Below are 19403 nucleotides of genomic sequence, written 5' to 3' on the forward strand. Positions count from 1 at the left end.
TAACAAGAGGGAACTGACAGACGGTTCGGTAACCGCCTGCGACACCTGCGTTCTCTCTTCCCCCCTTTGCCTGAAGGAGCCGTTCTATGTCCACGTCGTCCACGTCACCACCGCCGGAGCCCGGCGTCGCCCGCCTGAGCGGGCGTGCCTGGGGAGTGCTCTTCGTACTGTGTGGCGCGATCTTCCTGGAGGGCATCGATGTGGCCATGCTCAATGTGGCCCTGCCGTCGATCCGTGCCGACCTGGGGCTGTCCACAGGTGAGCTGCAGTGGGTGATGAGCGCGTACGTCGTGGGTTACGGCGGGTTCATGCTGCTGGGCGGAAGAGCGGCGGACCTCTTCGGCCGCCGGCAGATGTTTCTGTTCTGGCTCACCGTCTTCCTGCTCTTCTCCGCCCTGGGCGGCTTCGCCGGCGACGGACCGACGCTCATCGCCGCCCGCTTTGTGACGGGGGTCGCCGCCGCGTTCATGACTCCGGCCGGGTTGTCCATCATCACGACCAGCTTTGAGGAGGGGCCGCAGCGCGACAAGGCACTCATGGTCTACGCGGGCACCGCGGCCGGAGGGTTCTCCATCGGCCTGGTCGTCGGAGGGCTGCTGACCTCGGCCGACTGGCGCTGGGTGTTCTTCGCCCCCGTAGTCCTGTCGTTCCTCATCCTGCTCACCGCCCTCGCCCTCATCCCCAAGGCCGAGCGGCCCGACCGCTCCGGGCAGCGTGTCGATCTGCTCGGGGCGCTCACCGTGACCGGCGCGATCGTGCTCCTCGTCCTCGCCGTCGAACGCGCCGCCCACACCGGTGCGAGCCAGACGCTGGGCACCCTCGCCGCGGGCTTCGCGCTCCTCACCGTCTTCGTACTGACCGAACACCGGGCGGCCGCCCCGCTCGTGCGGCTGGGGATCTTCCGCAGCGGCTCCCTGGTGCGCGCCAACCTTGCCGCGCTGCTCTTCTCCGGTGGCTTCTTCGGCTTTCAGTTCATCGCCGTGCTGTATCTGCGGGAGCTGCGAGGCTGGTCCACGATCCAGACCAGCCTCGCGCTCTTGGTGATCGGCATCGACGCCGCACTCTCACCCACCCTCACCCCCAAACTCGTCAACCGCTTCGGCAACGCCCGGGTCATCTTCGGCGGCCTGGTGCTGGCTGTGCTGTCGTACGCACTGTTCCTGCCGGTCGGCGACGACTGGACGTATGCGGCGATGTTCCCCAGCTTCATCACCCTCGGCCTGGCGTTCTCCCTGGCCTACGGCCCGCTCACCATCGTCGCGACCGATGGCATCGACGAGGAGGAGCAGGGGCTCGCGGGAGGACTCCTCTACACCTCCTTCCAGTTCGGTGCTGCTCTCGGCTTGTCCGCCGTCACCGCCGTCAACGTCGCGGCCACCGATGATGGCGGATCCTCCAAGGCCCTGCTCAACGGCTACCACGCCGCCCTGCTCGTCCCGCTCATCGCGGCCGCCCTCGCAGCGCTCGTCAGCGCGCTCGGCCTTCGCGGTCGCCGTCGTGTGACGGATGGCGACGCGTCGCCGGCCGTCGCCGAAAGCGCCGAGACGTCAGAGGCAGCGCGATGAGTCCCACAGCGACGGAGGCGGCGCCAAGGCGCTGAAAGCGCGCTCCTCCACCAGAGCCTGGCCGTGAGCTGCCCGGAACAAGCGGTGTCGTACGTAGCGCCATCTCCGTTCTGGCCAACGTCCTGGGACCCATCCAGCCACTGAGCTACATCGGAACTACTCATCCAGGCACTGCCGACCTCGCGCCATCATGGTTCGTGCGGGCCGGGCTGATCCCTCAGCACTCGTCGTCGAAACGGTTGCGGAAGCTTGCCGTGTCTCTGAGCTCGGAAATCATCGAGTTTCTGCGCCTGATTCGGCTCCTGCCCAGTGGCGACGGGTGCCAGGTCGAATCCTCGGGTGCACCCGAGCATCCGGTGCTGACCGCGGCTTACCGGCTTGTCGGGCCGCTCGGGGCCCCGGTCAACGCAGCCCTGTACGGCGCGATCTGTGAGATCACGCATGCCTCTTCCGTCATGATCGCCGCCGAACGCTGCGGGCACAGGCTCGAACTCACCGTCATATCTACGTCACATGGCTACCCCAGGAACCCGCGAGCACCGATCATCACCCGCATGAAGCGAACCCTCACCCCCGCCGCGGCCGCTGCTGTCCTCCTGGCCCTCGCGGCTTGCAGCAACAGCAAGACGGACTCCAGCACAAACAGCGCGGCGGAGGCTGCGGTAGTGAGTACCCTCTCCGCTGACGATGCGTTCACAACGATCTCCAGCCAGGTTCGTACTGCGAAGCTGTCCGGGGCCGTGACACCGGAGAACGACCCGAATCACCTGCTCGGCCGCCCGAGCCAGTACACGTCGAAGATCACGTTCACTGACAGTCGGATCTCCGCCGCCGATGTCGACGGCACCGGGAAGCGCGACATCGAGCGCGGTGGCGCCATCGAAGTGTTCGCAGACCCCGCGGATGCGAAGGCGCGCACCGACTACATCCAGGGTTTCGCAAAGTCCACGCCGACAGTCGCCGAATACGATTACGTCCACGGTGCCGTCCTCGTCGGGGTGTCGCGCGACCTCACACCGGCCCAGGCCGCCGCGTACAAGACGGCCGCCAACAGACTGAGCTGAGTGTCTGCAGATGAACAAGATGCGGGCGAGTGGCCGGCTGACCTACACCGTGTCCGGGCAGAGTCCGATCACACTGGGATGGGATGTGGTTGTCGTCAGGGTCGCAAACGGACGCGGTACGCCCCTGGACCAACCCGCTGGTATCGCTCCGTGGACACCCTCAAGGATTTTCTGCTCAACTACCTCATCGGCCGCAATCCGGCCGGTCCGCGGAGGCCGAAGTGCCCGGCACGGGAGCAAAGCGGCGGTCGTAACCCGGGATTCGACGACCCGTCGCAGACTGGGCGGCAATGGCAGGACTGGTCCGCGGCCCCCCTGTCGGATCCCTTTCCTGGTCGAATCAGTTCGGTCTCGACCCGCAGTTGTAGACGCGGGTCGAGAGCCCGAATGGGGCGGACCGCGGCCCAGTTGGGCGACAGCGGGCTGTTAGACGCGCCAGCTGCGGAGCCTGTCGGCGGCGCCGAACACATCAACCTTGCCGGCCATGAGGTCCTTGCACAGCTCCACCAGTTCCCCGTAGGGGGAGTCGAATGCCTCTCCGCTGGCGTGCATATAGGCAATGGTGACCGCGCACGCATAACGAACATTCAGCGTGGGAAGCGGCCTCAGCAAGAGCAGCGTGTGCAGCAGTGCGGCGGCCCGCCACGACGCGTCCGGGTCGACGCCCAGACGAGGCGGGTCGACCCGATGGCGCGCCACCGCTGCGACGAGCGCCGAGAAGTCGCTGACATACGGCTGTTCAGGAAGAGCAGCCTCGTGCTGCTGCAGAAGCCAGCGCACATCGATATGAATAGCGGGGGGCATAGGTTCAGGCGGCCCTGCCTGTCGGGCTCGGCACCTGGCCGTCATCGATACCCGCGGCAGCGATGGCGTCGGCCAGAGAGGGGTCGCGGAAGACGCGCTGGAAGACCTCCGCGCCTTCTCGCAAGGCCCGATGCTGGTTGATTGCGTCGGCGGTGGACTGCCTCACGAACTGCTTCATCGGCACGCCCAGCTCCCGGGCGATCGCCCGAAGGTCTTCGAGCTCTGCGTCGGAGTACTCCACATTCAGTGCTGCCATACCAGCAGAGTACCGCCGAGGTACCCGAACCTCAATCATCCCAGGTCAAGACGGTCAGGCCAGGTACCCGAGCGGTGCCCGACCCGTGACCATCAGCACGGAAGAGCCTGCGCTCCCGACCGTCTGAACATGCCGCAGGAGAACTTCCCGCGAAACCGACGCCGTGCCGCCGCAACCAGCCGTGGAAGGTTCCTACAGTCCGCAGCCGGGCCCTTCGGATAGCGAGAACCACAAGCGAATTCACCTGAGGAGAGCAATGCATCCAGGTACGTGCGTCCTGTGCTGTCATCAACCTCAACCGATTCCAAGATCAGGGATTGGACCACCCGGCGTAGACAGCGACGTCACAGAACGCCATTCCGCCGCTTCCGCTGCAACACTGAGTGTGCGGGCCTCCGCGCCGCGTTTCCCCGAGCCGACGCGGAGTCCGCACAGCCCAAGCCAGACACGCAGAATCGGTGGATCCACGTGCCCCAGGAGAGGCCGCAAGACGCCGTAGTGAGCGACTGAAGCGACCCGGACTCCGCATGGGTCGGTCTGCCGCGCATACCGCCGCCAGATTCTCGACGCTCCACGCCGCAGCGGTCAGCATCGAATTCCCTCCCCGCCTGAAGGCCGACATCCATCCCGTACGACAGTCCCAGATCCTGACGAAGTCCCCGACCCGTGGCCAAGGGGTTCCACCACCTGGCGCGCGCATCACCGTGATCGGATCATGCAACCGACCACGCGGGCAGGCAGCGACTTTTCCGCATCAGTTCGGAGTGACGGCCCGTCGTACATGCAAGTGGCCGTCCCTGGGGAAGGGCGGCCGAGCCGGAAGGACTTGGTGAAACTCGTATCCAGCCTTCTCCGCAACCCGGCACGAGGCGAGGTTATCCACCTGATGGAGCAGGTCGAGACGTTCCAGACCTTCGACTGCGAAGACATCGAAGGCCCAGCCGGTGAGAGCTTCGAGGGCACGAGAGGCCACCCCCTGGCCTCGGGCGTGGGCTGCGGTCCAGTAGCCGACTTCTGCGGATTCGCGACCGGGGCCGGTCCGCTTCATGACCACATTGCCGACCAGCCGGACCTCGCCCGTGCCGGAGGGATCTTCATGCACGGCGAAGCTCAACCGTTCTCCGGTCTCCCAGCCGCGTCTCTGAAGCTCCAGCCACTCCACTGCATCCTCGATGCTCTCTACAGGAAGCCTCGTCCAACGACGCAACGTGGGATCGCGATACGCCTCGACCAACGGCTCGACGTCGTCATCATTCCAAGGGCGCAGGACGAGCGCAGAGGCAGACTGCGTCGCGTCCACCTGCAAGGTGACGTTCATCAAGGTCCTCCCCGAACGGTTCACCTGATCATCTCTCATCCCGAGCCGCGATCCGTGCGGTCGCGCGGTCGCGCGGTCAGCTGAATGCCGACAAGAGGAAACCGATCCGCAAGAGACGTGCCACGGGTCGACGCAGAGCGAACGGAGGCCACGGGCAGGTCCGGGAGTTGGAAGGGGTATCGGCTGAGCTCCGAGTTCGCCGTGTCGCCGGTGCCGGTTCACCCGCTTCGACACCGTTGCTCGGGAGACCCCCGACTCTCCGGCCACCTGCGCAATCGGGCGAGTCATGCAACGCTCGATCAATCGGCGGATACCCTCCACGGACAACGGTGCGTTCGCGTGGGTCATGGTGTCGCCGGGGCCGTACGGGACACGTGGTGCCGTGCGCTGGTGACGATGAGTGAGACGTTCTGTCCGCCGAAGCCGAAGGAATTGCTGAGCACGGCCTCCTGGGAAACGTCTCGTCGGTCCGCGACGACATCGAGATCGATATCGGGACCGACACCGGCCGCGGTGATGTTGCGGGTCGGCGGGATGGCGCCGTGCTCCACACTGAGAACGGCGATGAGTGCCTCGATCGCACCGGCCGCGCCGAAGAGATGACCGAGTGCCGCCTTGGGGGCTGTCACGGTGGCGCGGCCGAAGATCTCCGCGATCGCGCGTGCCTCGGCGACGTCGCCGACCGGGGTTCCGGTGGCGTGGGCGTTGATGTGGCTGATCTGCTCAGGAGCCAAGCCGGCTTGCGCGAGGGCCTTCCGCATGGCCGAGATCTGACCGGAGCCGTCGGCAGCGGGCGCTGTGATGTGGTGAGCGTCGGCGGCGATGCCCGCGCCCGCGAGTACCGCGTGGACGCGCGCGCCTCGGGCGCCGGCGTGCTCGGCGCTTTCGAGCACCACGACAGCGGCGCCTTCACTCAGGACGAATCCGCTGCGGTCCGCGGCGAACGGCCGGGACGCTGAGGCGGGTTCGGCGGTGTGCCGCGACAGTGCTTGCGCCTGGACGAAGCCGGCGACGGTGATCGGGGTGATCGCGGCCTCGGTCCCGCCTGCGATCACCACGTCCGCCTCGCCGGCACGGATGAGCCTGGCCCCCAGCGCGATCGCCTCGGCACCGGAAGAGCACGCCGAAACGGGCGTGTAGGCCCCGGCCCGTGCGCCGTATTCGATGCTGATCAGCGCCGCCGCCGCATTGGGCATGAGCATCGGGACCGTACGTGGCGAGACGCGCCGCGTCCCGGCCGCCTCCAGTACGTCGTGTTCCTTCAGCAGCGTCCTTACGCCCCCGATGCCCGTGCCGATCGCCGATGCAAGCCGGTCCGGGTCCACTCGCGGGGTACCGGCATCGGCCCAGGCTTCGGCTGCCGCGGCGAAGGCCGCCTGCTGCGAGCGGTCGAGCCGCCTGGCCTGCACCGGCGGCAGCGACTCGGCGGGGTCGATCGCCATCGTCCCCGCGACGGTGTCGGGAAGGCCGGCATCCTCGTGGCCACGCAGGACACCGCCGCGAATGCCGGACTCGCCGGCCAGCAGGGCCTTCCAGGTGGACTCCACGTCTCCGCCGAGTGGCGTGATCGCGCCGAGTCCTGTCACGACGACTTCGGTCCGGTGCATGCCCTTCGACCTTTCTTGTATGCGATACAAGCGAACAGAACCTTGTTGTATCACATACAATTCGGGTGTGGAGAAGAAGCGAACCGAGGCTCGATCAACGTCGGCTCGGTCGCGTGACCGCGGTCGCGCGACGAGGCGCCGGCTGATGGAGGCAACTGCCCGGCTCTGCAAGGAGCGGCCCGGCGCCGAGGTGAGCGTCGCGGAGATCGCGAACGCGGCAGGCGTCTTCCCCAACCAGGTCACCTACCACTTCGGCTCCAAGGACTCACTGCTCGTGCACGCCGCCTTTCTCGGCTTGCTGCACGACACCCGACGGATCGAGCGCATCGGTCGCCAAGCCCCCGACGCGGCGACATTTCGGCGCAACATCGCCCGCGCCGTACTGGCCATGCCCTCGCTCCCCTCGGTCGCACGAGCACTCGCCGCCGGGATCTCCAAGCCCGAACTCGCCCCCGTGGTCGACCAGCACCTCCAGTTGCTGTTCCGGCAGTCCGAGCGCTTCGTCAGCCAACTCATCGACGGTCGCGGCTGGAGGGCCCGTCGACCGCTCGACGTGGAGGCCAGGACGTTCTGGAGCACCGCGCTCGGCGCAGTGCTCCTCGCCCGCGCCGGCGCACACGGCACTGTCGCCGACCTCGACCTCGCCGGAGCGTTGACCATCCACGACGAACCCGAACACGGCTGACTCAGTGGAACGGGCCCGCGGCGACGACGTGCGCGGCTCCCGCGCGACGGTGGCCTTGTCACGGCCGGCATGTTCGCCGTCGGCCACGAACTCCACTGTTGCGCCTGGAGCAAGGCGTCAAGAACTGCTCGCCTGCAACACCCAGCTGTCCTGAACGTAGACGACTACTGCGCACGCTGCTGGTGTTCGCGCTGGAAGACAGCGCCCTACGCGGTGCCTGGTCTTCACCGCCGCCGCCGAACTCAACCCCCGCGCGCGGTTGGAAGCGCGTGGTCGGAAGGTCCGGTCGCCGCATTGCTGGCGACGTCGAGGTCCGCTCCCCCGACGGCCGCATGTACGTGCTCCCACCCGACCAGGTGCGTTCCACGACCGTGGCGGCCGCGATGACCGGCCAGTGCCCGCCCACGCCGAGTTGACGATCGGCCTGCAGTACCGGCGAGCCGAGCAGCGCGGGGGCGCTCACACGGCGCCGTACTCCGAGGAGTCACCCACGCATGTGCTCCCGCCTCAGTACCTTCGCCCCCGTCGAGTCGGTCGCCCGGTCGTGGAGACGGCCGGCGGCGACTCGGACTGGATCATCCATCTGCTCTGCCGCATCCTGGTCGATGCGGGGCGGGCCGACCACGCCCTTGTCGCGGCCGTGGCCTGCGGCGAGCTCCACCAACTCCTCGGCAAGCAGGAGATCTGCGGCACGCGGGCCGAGGAGGGCGACGATCTGGTCGAGGTGGCCCTGTCGGGCGAGGAGGCGCGCCAGGTCGCGTAGCGCATACCGGTGGCCCGTGTCGGCGAGCGGGCGCAGCAACGCGATGGCCTCGTCGACGCGTTCCCAATCGGTGAGCAGCCCAGCGACGGTGCTGACAGCCGGCCACCAGCCAGTGGCCGCGAACGGCTGCATCAATGCCAGCGCTGTCGCCTGCCCGTCGAGGCCATACTCGGAAGTGGCGGCCTCGCCGAGTCGGCGGGCGCAGAACCAGTCACCGCGGGCAGCTGCCTCTCGCAGGACGCCGTGATGGCCGTGCTCATGAAGCAGCGTGGCAACGGTGGGTGGAATCCAGCCGTCGTAAGTGCGATGACGGTGGTCGAGGGCGGCTGCGTCCATGGGCGCACACCTTAACTTGCCCAGCCGACAGGACCGGCGCCTACAGCAGCCCCGTGCGGGAGCCGCCTGGTGAGGTCCGTCAGAGGGTACGTCAGCGTCAGGCAACATGAGGCTCGGTTCGGGCGTCTAGGACGCCATGTACTCATACCCATCCGCGACAACCTCGTTGCCCGCATCGCCGAGGCCGAACTCGAGGGCTGGCTCGGCGAGGTCGAAGGACACCGCGCCGGCTTGACCGGCGACGACGGCGCGTTCGCTCATAGGGACCGCCGAACTCCAAAGATGGCGGAGCGGAAGAGGCGGCCTCCCAGCGGCAGGCCGCCCCCCTCCCCCTTGCCGCGTGTGCGGCCGTGGCGTGCTCACTGCACAGCGCCGTCGCCGTTCCCGTCGAGCCCGGGCCCGGGGGCGCCTCGCCAGCCCCCGTTGTGCCACAGGGTGCCGGCGGCCTCGTGCGCGGGCGTGCGGGTGCGGTTGGAGTCAGCAAGGGAAGGTGCCGCTGCAGGGGGCGTGTCCGTAGGAGGAGGTTCCGGAGCCGAAGCCGTAGATGCCGTCGTCGGTCCAGACGGCTTCGCGGGTACCGGGTGCAAGAATGACGACCTGGTCGAGCGAACAGGAGCAGCCGCGTGAGCGAGAAACCCAGCCCCGGCAGCTGTCGTAGCAGCGTAGAACTACAGATCGACCGGGTCATCGTCACGTCCCTCGAAAAGGCCACTGTCAGTGTGCGCTGCTTGCGGGGACCAGTCCGTCCCGGTGCACGCTTCAACCGGCTCGGTGGTTCACCACGAGCACTCGACCTGACGCTCACACAGGCCGTTGTCTACGGACATCGGGTCGCAGAACTCGACACCGGCCTCACCGCCTTGGTGACGCTCCGAGGAGAAGACGTCCAACGTCTCATGTCGGCCCCCGCGGCCTCCGGAGGACAGATCATCCAAGGCGCCAACCCGTTGCCTTGATACTCCAGCTGCAGATCGTGATCTTGCTGGTCGGGCGCCAGGTCCCGTGGCGAACTGCTTCCCGCCTCGATTGGTCGGGGCCAGTGCGCTCGCTGCCTCAGCTGGACTGATCAGCGGAGGGGTTGACGGCGCTGCCCGTGCCGTAGAAACGCCCTTGGTCGCACAGGGCGTCGATCTCGGCGTGTCTTCCTCGCTCAGTTGTGCATCGAGCGCGACGCTGATGACCCGTCGGGCGCGGGCCAATCGCCGAGCCACATCCCAGTCGACGATGAATTTGCCGACGGTGTACTCATCGACGGTTCCGAATACCTGGCGGGATCGGAGTCGATCGAGGGACACGACGAACTCGTTCAGGTCCTGCAGTACTGCAACGACCTCACTGAGGGGCACACGGATCTCTCGGGAGGACATGTCCATCAGCCGATTCAACTCGTGAGTTGGTGCTCTGACCAGATCCTGATCATGCTAGTCCGGCTACGGCCACCGTTGATCATCGGTGGCCGCATCCGTTTCGCATGCCGCCGATCGTTGAGCAGAAGGTGCCGGGGCCTCGGTGCCGTGACCGGGCTGACTCAGTCAAGCGACTACAACGCAACAACGAGCACGCAACAGGTGGGCGGCGACACTGCGGCCGGACGCCCCTCGCCCCTACCATCCGAGGGCAGGGGGCCTCACGCGCACCCCGGGCAGGGGCCAAGCATGTGGTCGACCACTTCCCGTCGGCGCTTCGTCGGCGCCGCCGCGATCGGCGTCGCCCTGGCCGCCACCTCGGGATGCACCGTTCCCGACGACGCCGTCGCCGGCATCGCCGTGACCGCCGACGGCCATCTGCTCGGCGTCATGATGGTCTGCGGACATCAGATCGACGGCGCGACCCTCTACGTGGACAACGACGACGTCAACAAGCAGGTGACGGTCGGTTCATGGACTGCCGACCACCCTCTCACGCAGGGTCTCGCGACCTGGACCCTCGATTCTCCTGCCCCTGGCTGGACCGCAACCAAATCTCTCGCTCCGCTCACTGCCGAGACCACCTACACGCTCTACGGGTGGACCAGGGACAACACATGGTCAGCGAGCAGCGTCTCCTTCACCCTGGCCGACCGGGACCGGCTCACCCCGGGAAAGGTCCGCCACGACAGCATCTCGGACAACGGCGACGAATCCGCGATCACCGTTTCCATAGGGGATTTCAAAGCCAAAGCCTGCCGGAACATCTAACGCTACGGCACCTCCGGGCAGGTCGAGGCGCTGAGGTTGTCAGGGGGTACGCACTCAACCTTCGCCGCCCCGAGACACAAGATCACGGTCTACGGCAGGAGTACACGTGCGCCCTCCCCGGCGGGGCCTTGAACGGAAGAAGCAGCGGTGCAAGGGGTCCCGGCTCGATCCCCAGAAGCCGCTGATCGTCGGCATGCTGTCAGCTGGCCTGTACGTTCCTCCCAAACAGCGGCGCACCGCGAGCGCGTCTTTGACCGCTCGGTGGAGAACCAATGGCTTGTCACCCTCGGTGCGCGCCCTGGGTGATGAAGCGGTAGAGCAGATTGAGTCTGCCGGTGTATCCGAGCTCGCGCGCCGCTCTGTCCCCGCGCATGGGTGAACGAGGTCTCCACCCTGAAGGCCGATTGAGTGACTGAGCGTCACTTTCTGTGCGCGGACGCGCAACGTGTGGTGCGATGCCCACGTGCAATCCGGGGGGCCGGGCTCCGAAAGCGACGCCCGCCCTGGATCCGTGGACGATCGAAGGGAAGCCCATGGTGCTCCGCGCGTTGGCCGCGACTGGTGTTGCGACATCATTGTTCGGCTCGTCGGCCTTCGGCGGCACCCCGCCCCCGACGCCGGACCGGATCGTCATCGACACCGTGGAGGTCAACGGTTCCGGCTGCCCCACGGGGACGGCCGCCGTGGCCGTGTCCCCTGACAGAACCGCCTTCACCGTCACCTACAGTAACTACATGGCCAAGGTGGGGCCCGGCTCGGCGCCGACCGACCGGAAGAAGAACTGTCAGCTCAACCTGCTCGTGCAGGTCCCCCGTCGCTACACCTACGCGATCGTGTCCGCCGCCTACCAAGGCTTCGCGTCACTGGCCCCCGGTGCGTCCGCGACCCAGCGCGCCAGCTACCGCTTCCAGGGCAACGCCCACACGACCAACTCGACCCATCACTTCATGGGCGGGTTCAACAACAACTGGCAGACGACCGACACCGTGGACGTCGCCGCCCGTGACTTCGCCCCCTGCGGAGAAGAGCGCACCCTCAACATCAACACTGAACTGCGGGTCGAGCCCGGTACCTCGAGCCCGAGCGCAACCAGCTTCATGGAGATGGACTCGACGGACGGCAGGATCAAAACCGTGTACCACCTGGCCTGGAAGCGGTGTCGGTGATCTCCTGGCGCTGCGATCAGCGGGTGCGTGCACGCCAACGACTCCCATAATCGGTGGTAGCGCTGTGCGGTGATCACTGGAGGCGCTGGCGGAGCAGGAGTAACTCGCCCGTGCATAATGCCTCTTGAGGCACGCGAGCAGTCGAGTGATCTCAAAAGTTGTTGACGTTGATCAAGTCGACACACTTTGAGTGAGTCCCGAAGTCATCGACCTCTCCTCGGCAGCCGACAACAACGACCAGACTCCCCGTGAGTTACCGGCGTTGAGACTGAACGGCGCAACTGTCAGCAAGGAATATTGCGCCTTTTTGTTCCGCACAAATGTGTGTCACCCTGAGATCCAGGATGTCGGCGCGCCTGGGATGTCGTCGGCTACAGTGGCTTTAGCGTCGGAGTCATGGACTCGCCGACTCGTTTCACCCTGACGGAGCACTCTCCTGCCTTATGGCGTGTGACGTTCAACAACCCTCCTGTTAATGTCGTCGACTCGACGATGACGACCGAGTTGGATTCCTTGCTCACCCGTGCGGAGGAGAGCGGAACGGTCGCGGTGATCGTGTTCGACAGCGCGGATCCCGAGTTCTTCCTGGCCCATTACGACCTCTCGGACGGGGACGAGCTGAAGTGGGTTCTCGCCCACCCGGACGAAGTCCATCCGTGGTCGGCCCTGCTTGCTCGTCTCACATCCGTCCCGTTGGCAACCATCTCCTCCATCAGAGGCAGGGCGCGTGGCGCGGGAAGTGAACTCCTCCTCGCCACTGATATTCGTTTCGGCAGCCGGGAGAAGGCAATCGTCGGGCAGTTCGAGATCGGGATGAGTGCCATCCCGGGCGGCGGACCCGCTACTGTCCTGCCCTCTCTCATGGGACGAGGCCGGACATTCGAGATGCTCTACGGCGGGCTCGACTTCGACGGAGAACTCGCGGAGCGGTACGGCTACGTCAACAGGGTTTTCCCTGACGACGAACTCGACGGCTTCGTCGCCGACTTCGCAGCGCGTGTGGCCTCGTTCGACCTGCAAACGATCAAAGACATCAAGCGCTTCGTCAACGTCGCCACGCAGCGGCCGGTGAAGGAGTACAAGGACCAGATGGACGCTTTCTGGGCCGCAACGACCCGTCCGGCCCAACAGCACGTCGCACGCCACCTGTTCGAGGCGGGGCTGCAGCAGCGAAGCGACCTCGAACGCGACCTCCCTCAATGGGTGACGCGGTTTCAACATCGCCCTGGTCCCGACGCTCAGTAAACGACGGCCCACCGGGTGGATCCGTCGGGACGCGTGCGGGTTCCGAAAGCGCCCCGCACGACGGGGTCCCCCACTGCGACCCACTGAGGACATACCCAGCCCCGTTCGATGCCGGTCGTTCGAAGTCTGACCAGCGCCACGACTCCCGGCGACGAAACGAGCCGCGACCGGCCCGACCAGCACTCCTCGGGAGCCATCGCGGCAGTCGACATCCCACCCCTGTTGAGCACTTCCCGGCTCAAAAGCCGGAAAGGCCTGTTCGGCGAGTGCCTCGCGGAATTCCTGGGGATGTTCGTTCTCGTCTCCTTCGGCTGCGGCAGTGCGGCGACCACGGTCGCCGCACTGCCGGGTTCGGGTCGTACTGCCGGCCCCACCACGATGTTCGTCGCCGCCGGCGACTGGGTCTTGCCGGTGTTCGGCTGGGGCCTGGGGTGGCAGGAGCTCGCCCTGCCCGGCGCCTTCCACGCCTACTTCTGGATCCCCATCGTCGGACCACTCGTCGGCGGTGTGATCGGCGTCCTGGTCTACGACCTCTTCATCGGCGACGTCCTGGCCATCCGGACCCGACTGGCCATGCCCCCCGAGATCGGCTGCACCCTCCCGGTGACGACTGCGCAAGCGGAGTGACGGTTGGTCAGAGGTACGGGAAATCCTCGCGAGATTGATCTTGCTGGGATTCCCTGACCCGGAAAGCTTTCAAGCGCGCTGGTGGCCGGGCGGCGTTGTCCTTTTCGGGCTCTGCGGGGTCGGACCGGGTTTCGAAGGAATCGTGTTCTCCGGGTCCGACGAGGCCGAGCACCCGGTGCCTTTCCAGCGGTAGCACGGCATGCGGGTCACTGGCCGTCTGGGTTCCGGGCCTGTGCGAGCAGCTGGGCAACCACGTCGTCGGGGCCGCGCACGGGCCGCGTGGGGGCCCGGCTAGGCCGGACCCCGCGGAAACGTCGTCACCGCCGCGGGAAGTCAACCTCTACTTCGCGCGCGACCCAAGTGAGATGCCTGGCAGACGGTCTCGAGAGGAGCGGCCGGTTCAAGCGGGGATTCGGGCCGTGCCGGCAGGGAAAAGGCTCAGGCGCGGGTCCATAGGTGTATCACTCCGGAGTCGGAGGTCGTGTACGTGTACCAGGTGCCGTCGGCCAGGGCCTGGGCGGCGCTCGTCACAGGGAACGGATAGGTGATCTGCTCGGGGGTCTGCTGTCCTGTCGAAAGCAGCCAGTGGCGACCCGCACCCCACTCCTCGTCGCTCTCGACGGTGCCGGCGATCAAGGAAGTCTCGTCCAGGAAGCCGCCGGCCCAGTCCCAGGCGGGCCAGACTTCGTCGTTCTCGGGTTCGGCTTCCGGATGGCGCGGGACATCGGACTCAGCGTCCCACTGCCCGAGCACCGACCCGTCGGCGGTGTTGTGCACCGCGAGCGTGACCTGGTCATGGGACACGGTCATGAAGCGTTCGCCCGAGGGATTGAGCCCGATCAGCGCGAGGTCCTGGCCGTCGAAGTAGTTCACGGTCAGGGTCCGACCGTCCCAGCGCCCCCAGCGCAGTGGCGCCCCGTCCTGGCCCTCCCCGATGCTCAGCCCCATCTGCCCAGGGTCCGGATGGGCCAGGTGATCGCTTCCGGCCGCCGCGGCGAGGGCGTCCACCCGGGCAAGCAAACGACCGTCGTCAGCCGAGACAACCAGCCACTCGTCGATCACACCGTCCTCCAGCTCGCCCTCCGGTAGCGGGCCACGCACATGTGCCCACACCAGCCGGCCGTCCGACGAGAACCCGGCCGAACCGCGCTCCGGATACTTGTGATCAGGCCGGTCGGCATACTCTTCGTACGACTGATGCATCTCCTGGCAGGCGCCGTACCAGCAGCCGTGTCGGATCTCCCAGCGCACGGTTCCAGACGGCTCCACCGCCCGTACAGCGTGCACGCCCGCGAAGACGGCGAGGCTTCCGTCCGGCGCCACGGCCCACGTTCCCCTCCGCTGCGGCCACGGCGCCGGAAACCTGACCGTCGCTTCTTCAGATGTACCGAGCGCGTACTCGTCGTCCAGAGGGACCCACAGTGCCTCCCGGTCGCCACGCTGCGACAACGCCGTCCGGCCGGCCGGCCGTGAGAGTTCTGGTGCCTGTGCCTCCGAGGCGGGCAGTGGCGCGGTCAACGTGGCGACCAGACGGGCGGCGACAGGGGACACGGAACTCTCCCGGGTAGGGCGGATCTCTGTATGCGGCGAACAGTACGACACGCCTATGACATCGCCCGACGCTTGAAGGGGAACCTACTCTCCCGTTCGGAGGGTCGGTTCTGTGGGTGTACGTCGTGTGCGCGTGTCCTGGTGGCTCACCACCACGGCGGCCCGTCGGGCCGAACGTCCAGCGGCCCCGAAGCCGAACACCGACAACATCCCCGTCGCCGGACTCGGTTACCGAGTTCCTCGCAGAAAGCCCCGGCGTTCACGCCGGGGACGAATGCATCTCAAAGCTGCTCTGACGTGCACCGTAGAGCGGACGTTCTTGCTGCTCGATGTACTGGCGCACGATCGACAATGGTGCTCCGCCGCACGACGCGCAGCAGTAGGAGGGCGACCACAGGTGCCCGTGCACGACGGCGCGGTTGATCCGGCCGGTGAGCTCCTGCCGGATCCGGCGGGCGGGTACATCCTTGAGACTTTTGACCAAGCTTTGAGACTGCCACCTTGGGTGGGCAGTGCACCAGGAGGTGGACGTGATCGCGTTCACTGTTGAACTCCTTCAACCCCGCTTCGAAGTTCTGGCAGACCTTCCCCTCGATCTCTTCGCAGCGTGTCAGCATGTGGCCGATGCGGCGTGGACGGTGACCGTACGGCGGCGTCACCACCTACGTACCGTGGAACCTCCACAAACCGAGGCCGGGCTACTGGGTGGACTCCGGGGCACTCGACCTCGACCGGTTCCTGCGGACGATCGCCGACCAGGGGATGCACACTCGTCCGGCCGGACCGTACATCTGCGCCAAGCTCACCAACGGAGGGCTGCCACCACGGATTCTGCCTCGGACGGTACTGGTCGCGCGGATCACAGCGAACACTGTTCGTCCCCGGCCCCCTACTCGATCCGGCCGGCGAGAACACCCTGGTCGTGCTTGAACTCGACACCGCCTCGGCCGCCGTGGTCCGATTCGTCGCCGACCTCGACCTGGGCCCCGTCGAGGACCAGCTGTTGTTGGCCATGAGGTTATTGACGGGGCGGTAGGTGAGGTGGCGCGCCGTCAGGAGGACGGCATGCGGCCACCACAGGCGCTGTCGTCTTCGGAACCAGCCGGCGCGCCACGATCAGCCTGGACGGCGGACTGCTCGTCAAGAGCCACACCGATCCCGCCGGGTTCCGTGCCGTCGTGCTCCACGAACTCGCACACGTCTACAACAGCGATGTGGGCATCACCTACGCGACCGTCGCCATGTGGCGCACATTCCTCGTGCTTGTCCTGCTGCCCCAGATCGTCACGTTCGCCTACGGTGCTGCCGTGAGCACCGTGCCCACCTCGTGGGGGCGGGCGTACGCCTACGCACACGTGATCGCCCAGCCGTTTCTCATCAGTCTCTTGGTCTACCTCACTCGTGCGGACATCCTGCGTACCCGTGAGATCCACGCTGATCTGACCGCCGCTCGGCGCGGCGCGAGTCGGCACTCCGGCTTCCCGGCCGCAGCGGGCAACACAGCAGGCCCAAGCTACCGCGTACGCGCTTGGGCCGCTTTCCGAGGGCTGTGGCGCACACACCCCTCCTGGGCCATTCGGCACCGCTCGCTGACCGACCCGGCCCCCGTGTTCCAGTCCAGCGCGCTGCCGATGTTTCTCACCGGCGCAGCAACCGGTATGGCCTCGGTCCGGTTGCACAACCTTCCTGGTTCATCCTTGTTGAAGATTCGCGTGCAGGCGTTGTTTCTCGCGGGTCTGACCATGACCATTACGGGGGCCTTGCTGTGGCGCGCCGTCACGTATGCAGTGCTCACCGGTCGACGTGTGCCGACCGGGTGGAACGCCGGACTGTGGTTCGGCGCGGGCCTCATCGTCCCCGAAATGACCGACCCTCTGGTCAACGACCGCTGGTTGCCCACCCATCCTGAGGCCCTGCTGATCCTTGTCGCAGTATGCGTTCTCGCTTTGGTCTGGACCGCCCAGTACGCCGAACTCCGGATACGGACTGCGCGCGGACACACCCTTCGATGGGCCATGCTGTGGGGAATCGCGCCGCCTTGGCTACTCCTCTCCTACACCCTCAATTGGTGGAACACGGAGGGCCTGACGCTGGCCACTGGCTGGTTCTACTCGACGAGCCAAACGCTGAAGGCAATCGGGCTGACCGGCGTACCTACCTTGCATCCGAGCTTTCCCTCACAGATCGATGCAGTGCTGTTCAATCTGCCCGGCCACAACGCTGCGGCCGACACGCTCTGGTGGGGCCTGCCGTTGCTGTGGATTGTGCCGCTGGCGCTGTGGGGTGCCGCCCGCCCACCGGTACGCGGCCCCGGCATGGCTCACCCGTGCTCTCCCCGAGGTCCCCGATCCGGCGCCGCTTCCCGGCGTCCCGCCCCGACTGGTCCACGTCCTGCGGCCAGGGCTGATCGGCGGGGCAGTCTGCTGCACCGCTCTGCTCCTCGTCATGGCGGTGACGGCGCACTCTGACGCCTGGCTCTCCACCGGCCCGGACCGGGTTCCGGCCGCGGCCATGCTGGACTACCTCGCCGAGATCAAACTCGTCCTGTGCGGTACGGGCGTTCTGACGGCAGCGGTGGTCGCACTGCGCGGGGTAAGCCGCTATCCACTGCTGCGGGGACTGATCGCGGCAGGCATCGCGACCCTGACCGGCACCGTGGGCGAATGGGCGCTGCGAACCGCTGACGGATGCTTCGGACCGCTGAACGTCGAAAGAACGGTTTGCCGTTGGGAAAACCCTGCAGACACGTGGCCGGGAAACCCGATTGCGCTCGGGCAACCACTGGGGCCGGCGTTGGTCCTGGCTGCTCTGACCGCCGCCGCCCTCGGAGTCTTCCCGTCACCGCGACGCTCTCGAGCCGAGGTCAAGACCGAGGCCATCACCAAAACCAGCCGCCGCGCTCAACTCGCGCGGCGCTTGACAGCGTCTGCCATCGTCACCGCAGCGCTTCTTCAAGTCGCAACCGTCACAGCCCAGGCGACCATCGCGGTCGCCACATCCCGCGACACATCAACCACCGTGTCCGCCTCCGATCTGTGGGCGGAGGACACGACGCCAAGAGTGTCGGTGGAGACTGCACGACTCCAACTCCTGGCGTGGGCACGGGCCGGCGACGTGGACCTGTTCTCCCAGACCGTTGCTGCGAGAAACGACCTGAGGAAGGGATTCAAGGCCGCACTCGACGCCCCGCCCGCGGACTTCCTTTCGGTCTACGCAGCACAGGTCCCACAGACTTGCGGCGGATTCTCAGCACTGGTGCGGAAAGCCAGCGCGTACTTTCGTCCCGGTCGCGGAGGGGCAGCAGCTCTGGACACAATTCCTCGAACGATTCGAAAGCACCTACGAAGCCTGCGTGGCCTCCGCACAGAACCCCACATTCGCAGAGGCGGACACCGTCAATACCAGACTCAACCGGGCTATTGACGCCTACAACGCTTTCCATCGCTGGGCCAGCAGATTCGAGGCCCCCACCGCTCCCCCTCGGCAGTAGTGCCTGCCGCTACGGCAGCCACGACACAGCTGTGCAGGTGCTCGCCGGCTTCCAGAACGGCCCGTCGTCCGCCGCGGCGCAGGAAACGACCTGACCTGGTCCATCCTCATCCCCCACCTCGCCCCCGGGGGATGGATCCCACCCCCTCAACCAGCCGACCGATACGGCAGCCGTGACCACGCTCTACCGACACCTCGGCGAGTTCTTCGACACGCGAGAACAGCCGCGGCCGCGGCCGCGGGTAAGAGCATCGCTGCGGAGCGTGGGGCCTGGATCGTCTTCGAGGACAAGACCGGGCGTCGATGGCTCCGCCGCCTACCAGGACTTGGGGGCGCCAGGGCTACACGCCGGGCGTGCGGGTGCACGGCCGCCGCACTTCCGTGTGAGTGCCGATGGTGGACATGACCTGCTACAGGTCTACCGAGCGGGCCCAGTTGTTCTACGCGGTCCGGGAGTACACCGGGCCCAAGGACCACCCGAAGGGCTTCGGACGGCACGGTTTGCGCCCCCGATCTGAGCCCGACCGAGCGCGTCTGGTCTCTGGTCAAGCGTGACATCGGCAATCTCGCCGCCGCCAGCCTCAGTGAAATCACCCGCTCGGTCATGCACCGGCTCATGAGGCTCCAGTACCGACCGGACGTGATTGACGGCTGTCTCGCCGGCACCGGCTTGACCCTGGGCATGCGACTCTCCCAGCCCCGGCCCGGCCGTGTCGCGCGACCCGCGACAGGAGAGGATGCAGCTCCCGC

General features: G+C 66.9%; 14 protein-coding genes and 6 pseudogenes. 11 read left to right on the top strand and 9 right to left on the bottom strand.

Features of this window, described 5'->3' with window-relative positions; all coding sequences use genetic code 11:
* Positions 1 to 86: 86 nt before the first annotated feature.
* Together ACSHXN_RS01510 and ACSHXN_RS01515 are read left to right on the top strand one after the other, a co-directional pair.
* Positions 87 to 1565 carry an MFS transporter gene (locus ACSHXN_RS01510; RefSeq protein WP_438302465.1) on the top strand — a complete coding sequence of 493 codons (1479 nt, stop codon included), beginning with the start codon at positions 87 to 89 and terminating at the stop codon, positions 1563 to 1565.
* A 254-nt stretch (positions 1566 to 1819) separates the two neighbouring features.
* Positions 1820 to 2629: a hypothetical protein gene (locus tag ACSHXN_RS01515; protein WP_383360009.1), complete on the top strand. Its 810-nt coding sequence runs from the start codon at positions 1820 to 1822 to the stop codon at positions 2627 to 2629.
* 426 nt (positions 2630 to 3055) lie between these two features.
* Here the strand turns inward: ACSHXN_RS01515 and ACSHXN_RS01520 are convergent, their stop codons facing one another.
* From ACSHXN_RS01520 to ACSHXN_RS01540, 5 genes and pseudogenes are all read right to left on the bottom strand, one after another.
* Positions 3056 to 3433 carry a toxin Doc gene (locus ACSHXN_RS01520; RefSeq protein ID WP_356114526.1) on the bottom strand — a complete coding sequence of 126 codons (378 nt, stop codon included), beginning with the start codon at positions 3431 to 3433 and terminating at the stop codon, positions 3056 to 3058.
* A 4-nt stretch (positions 3434 to 3437) separates the two neighbouring features.
* Positions 3438 to 3689 (bottom strand): hypothetical protein, encoded by a 252-nt coding sequence (locus ACSHXN_RS01525; RefSeq protein ID WP_355132431.1) that lies wholly within the window; start codon positions 3687 to 3689, stop codon positions 3438 to 3440.
* Positions 3690 to 4443: 754 nt separating this feature from the next.
* A complete protein-coding gene (locus ACSHXN_RS01530) occupies positions 4444 to 5007 on the bottom strand; it encodes a GNAT family N-acetyltransferase (protein WP_438306412.1) in 564 nt (187 codons plus the stop codon).
* Between the two features lie 153 nt (positions 5008 to 5160).
* Positions 5161 to 5355: pseudogene (locus ACSHXN_RS01535) on the bottom strand (hypothetical protein); the annotation flags it as partial.
* Entirely contained in the window at positions 5352 to 6614 is a 1263-nt protein-coding gene (locus ACSHXN_RS01540; RefSeq protein WP_356114559.1) for a beta-ketoacyl-[acyl-carrier-protein] synthase family protein, read from the bottom strand. The gene ACSHXN_RS01540 and the pseudogene ACSHXN_RS01535, both read right to left, overlap by 4 nt.
* A 145-nt stretch (positions 6615 to 6759) precedes the next feature.
* Between ACSHXN_RS01540 and ACSHXN_RS01545 the strand changes: the two genes are divergently transcribed.
* Complete coding sequence (locus tag ACSHXN_RS01545; RefSeq protein ID WP_438302466.1) at positions 6760 to 7299, top strand: TetR/AcrR family transcriptional regulator C-terminal domain-containing protein; 540 nt, start codon at positions 6760 to 6762, stop codon at positions 7297 to 7299.
* A 484-nt stretch (positions 7300 to 7783) separates the two neighbouring features.
* Here ACSHXN_RS01545 and ACSHXN_RS01550 read toward each other — a convergent pair whose 3' ends face one another.
* Both ACSHXN_RS01550 and ACSHXN_RS01555 read right to left on the bottom strand, forming a co-directional pair.
* A complete protein-coding gene (locus tag ACSHXN_RS01550) occupies positions 7784 to 8398 on the bottom strand; it encodes a hypothetical protein (protein ID WP_438302467.1) in 615 nt (204 codons plus the stop codon).
* Positions 8399 to 8524: 126 nt separating this feature from the next.
* The gene (locus tag ACSHXN_RS01555) at positions 8525 to 8659 is read right to left on the bottom strand and encodes a hypothetical protein (protein ID WP_438302468.1); all 135 of its coding nucleotides are present in this window, start codon (positions 8657 to 8659) and stop codon (positions 8525 to 8527) included.
* A gap of 893 nt (positions 8660 to 9552) precedes the next feature.
* On the opposite strand from ACSHXN_RS01555, the gene ACSHXN_RS01560 reads away from it, so the two are divergent.
* The 4 genes and pseudogenes from ACSHXN_RS01560 to ACSHXN_RS01575 form a co-directional block, all read left to right on the top strand.
* On the top strand, positions 9553 to 10575 hold the full coding sequence (locus ACSHXN_RS01560; protein WP_438302469.1) for a twin-arginine translocation signal domain-containing protein: 1023 nt from the start codon (positions 9553 to 9555) through the stop codon (positions 10573 to 10575).
* 533 nt (positions 10576 to 11108) lie between these two features.
* On the top strand, positions 11109 to 11741 hold the full coding sequence (locus ACSHXN_RS01565; RefSeq protein ID WP_438302470.1) for a DUF4360 domain-containing protein: 633 nt from the start codon (positions 11109 to 11111) through the stop codon (positions 11739 to 11741).
* Positions 11742 to 12137: 396 nt separating this feature from the next.
* Positions 12138 to 12986 carry an enoyl-CoA hydratase/isomerase family protein gene (locus ACSHXN_RS01570; protein ID WP_355132439.1) on the top strand — a complete coding sequence of 283 codons (849 nt, stop codon included), beginning with the start codon at positions 12138 to 12140 and terminating at the stop codon, positions 12984 to 12986.
* A gap of 219 nt (positions 12987 to 13205) precedes the next feature.
* Positions 13206 to 13415: pseudogene (locus ACSHXN_RS01575) on the top strand (aquaporin); the annotation flags it as partial.
* A gap of 636 nt (positions 13416 to 14051) precedes the next feature.
* Here ACSHXN_RS01575 and ACSHXN_RS01580 read toward each other — a convergent pair.
* Together ACSHXN_RS01580 and tnpA are read right to left on the bottom strand one after the other, a co-directional pair.
* Positions 14052 to 15164 carry a hypothetical protein gene (locus tag ACSHXN_RS01580; RefSeq protein WP_438302471.1) on the bottom strand — a complete coding sequence of 371 codons (1113 nt, stop codon included), beginning with the start codon at positions 15162 to 15164 and terminating at the stop codon, positions 14052 to 14054.
* A 259-nt stretch (positions 15165 to 15423) separates the two neighbouring features.
* Positions 15424 to 15781, bottom strand: a pseudogene (tnpA, locus tag ACSHXN_RS01585) (IS200/IS605 family transposase); the annotation flags it as partial.
* 88 nt (positions 15782 to 15869) lie between these two features.
* Between tnpA and ACSHXN_RS01590 the strand changes: the two are divergent.
* The 4 genes and pseudogenes from ACSHXN_RS01590 to ACSHXN_RS01605 all read left to right on the top strand — a co-directional run.
* Positions 15870 to 15929, top strand: a pseudogene (locus tag ACSHXN_RS01590) (hypothetical protein); the annotation flags it as partial.
* Positions 15930 to 16002: 73 nt separating this feature from the next.
* Positions 16003 to 16065, top strand: a pseudogene (locus ACSHXN_RS01595) (hypothetical protein); the annotation flags it as partial.
* Positions 16066 to 16264: 199 nt separating this feature from the next.
* A pseudogene (locus ACSHXN_RS01600) lies at positions 16265 to 17632 on the top strand (M48 family metalloprotease); the annotation flags it as partial.
* Entirely contained in the window at positions 17610 to 18587 is a 978-nt protein-coding gene (locus ACSHXN_RS01605) for a hypothetical protein (protein ID WP_438302472.1), read from the top strand. The pseudogene ACSHXN_RS01600 and the gene ACSHXN_RS01605, both read left to right, overlap by 23 nt.
* The last annotated feature ends 816 nt before the right edge of the window (positions 18588 to 19403 follow it).

The organism is Streptomyces sp. HUAS TT11 (genome assembly GCF_051553595.1).
In the GTDB taxonomy this organism is placed as follows: Bacteria; Actinomycetota; Actinomycetes; order Streptomycetales; family Streptomycetaceae; genus Streptomyces.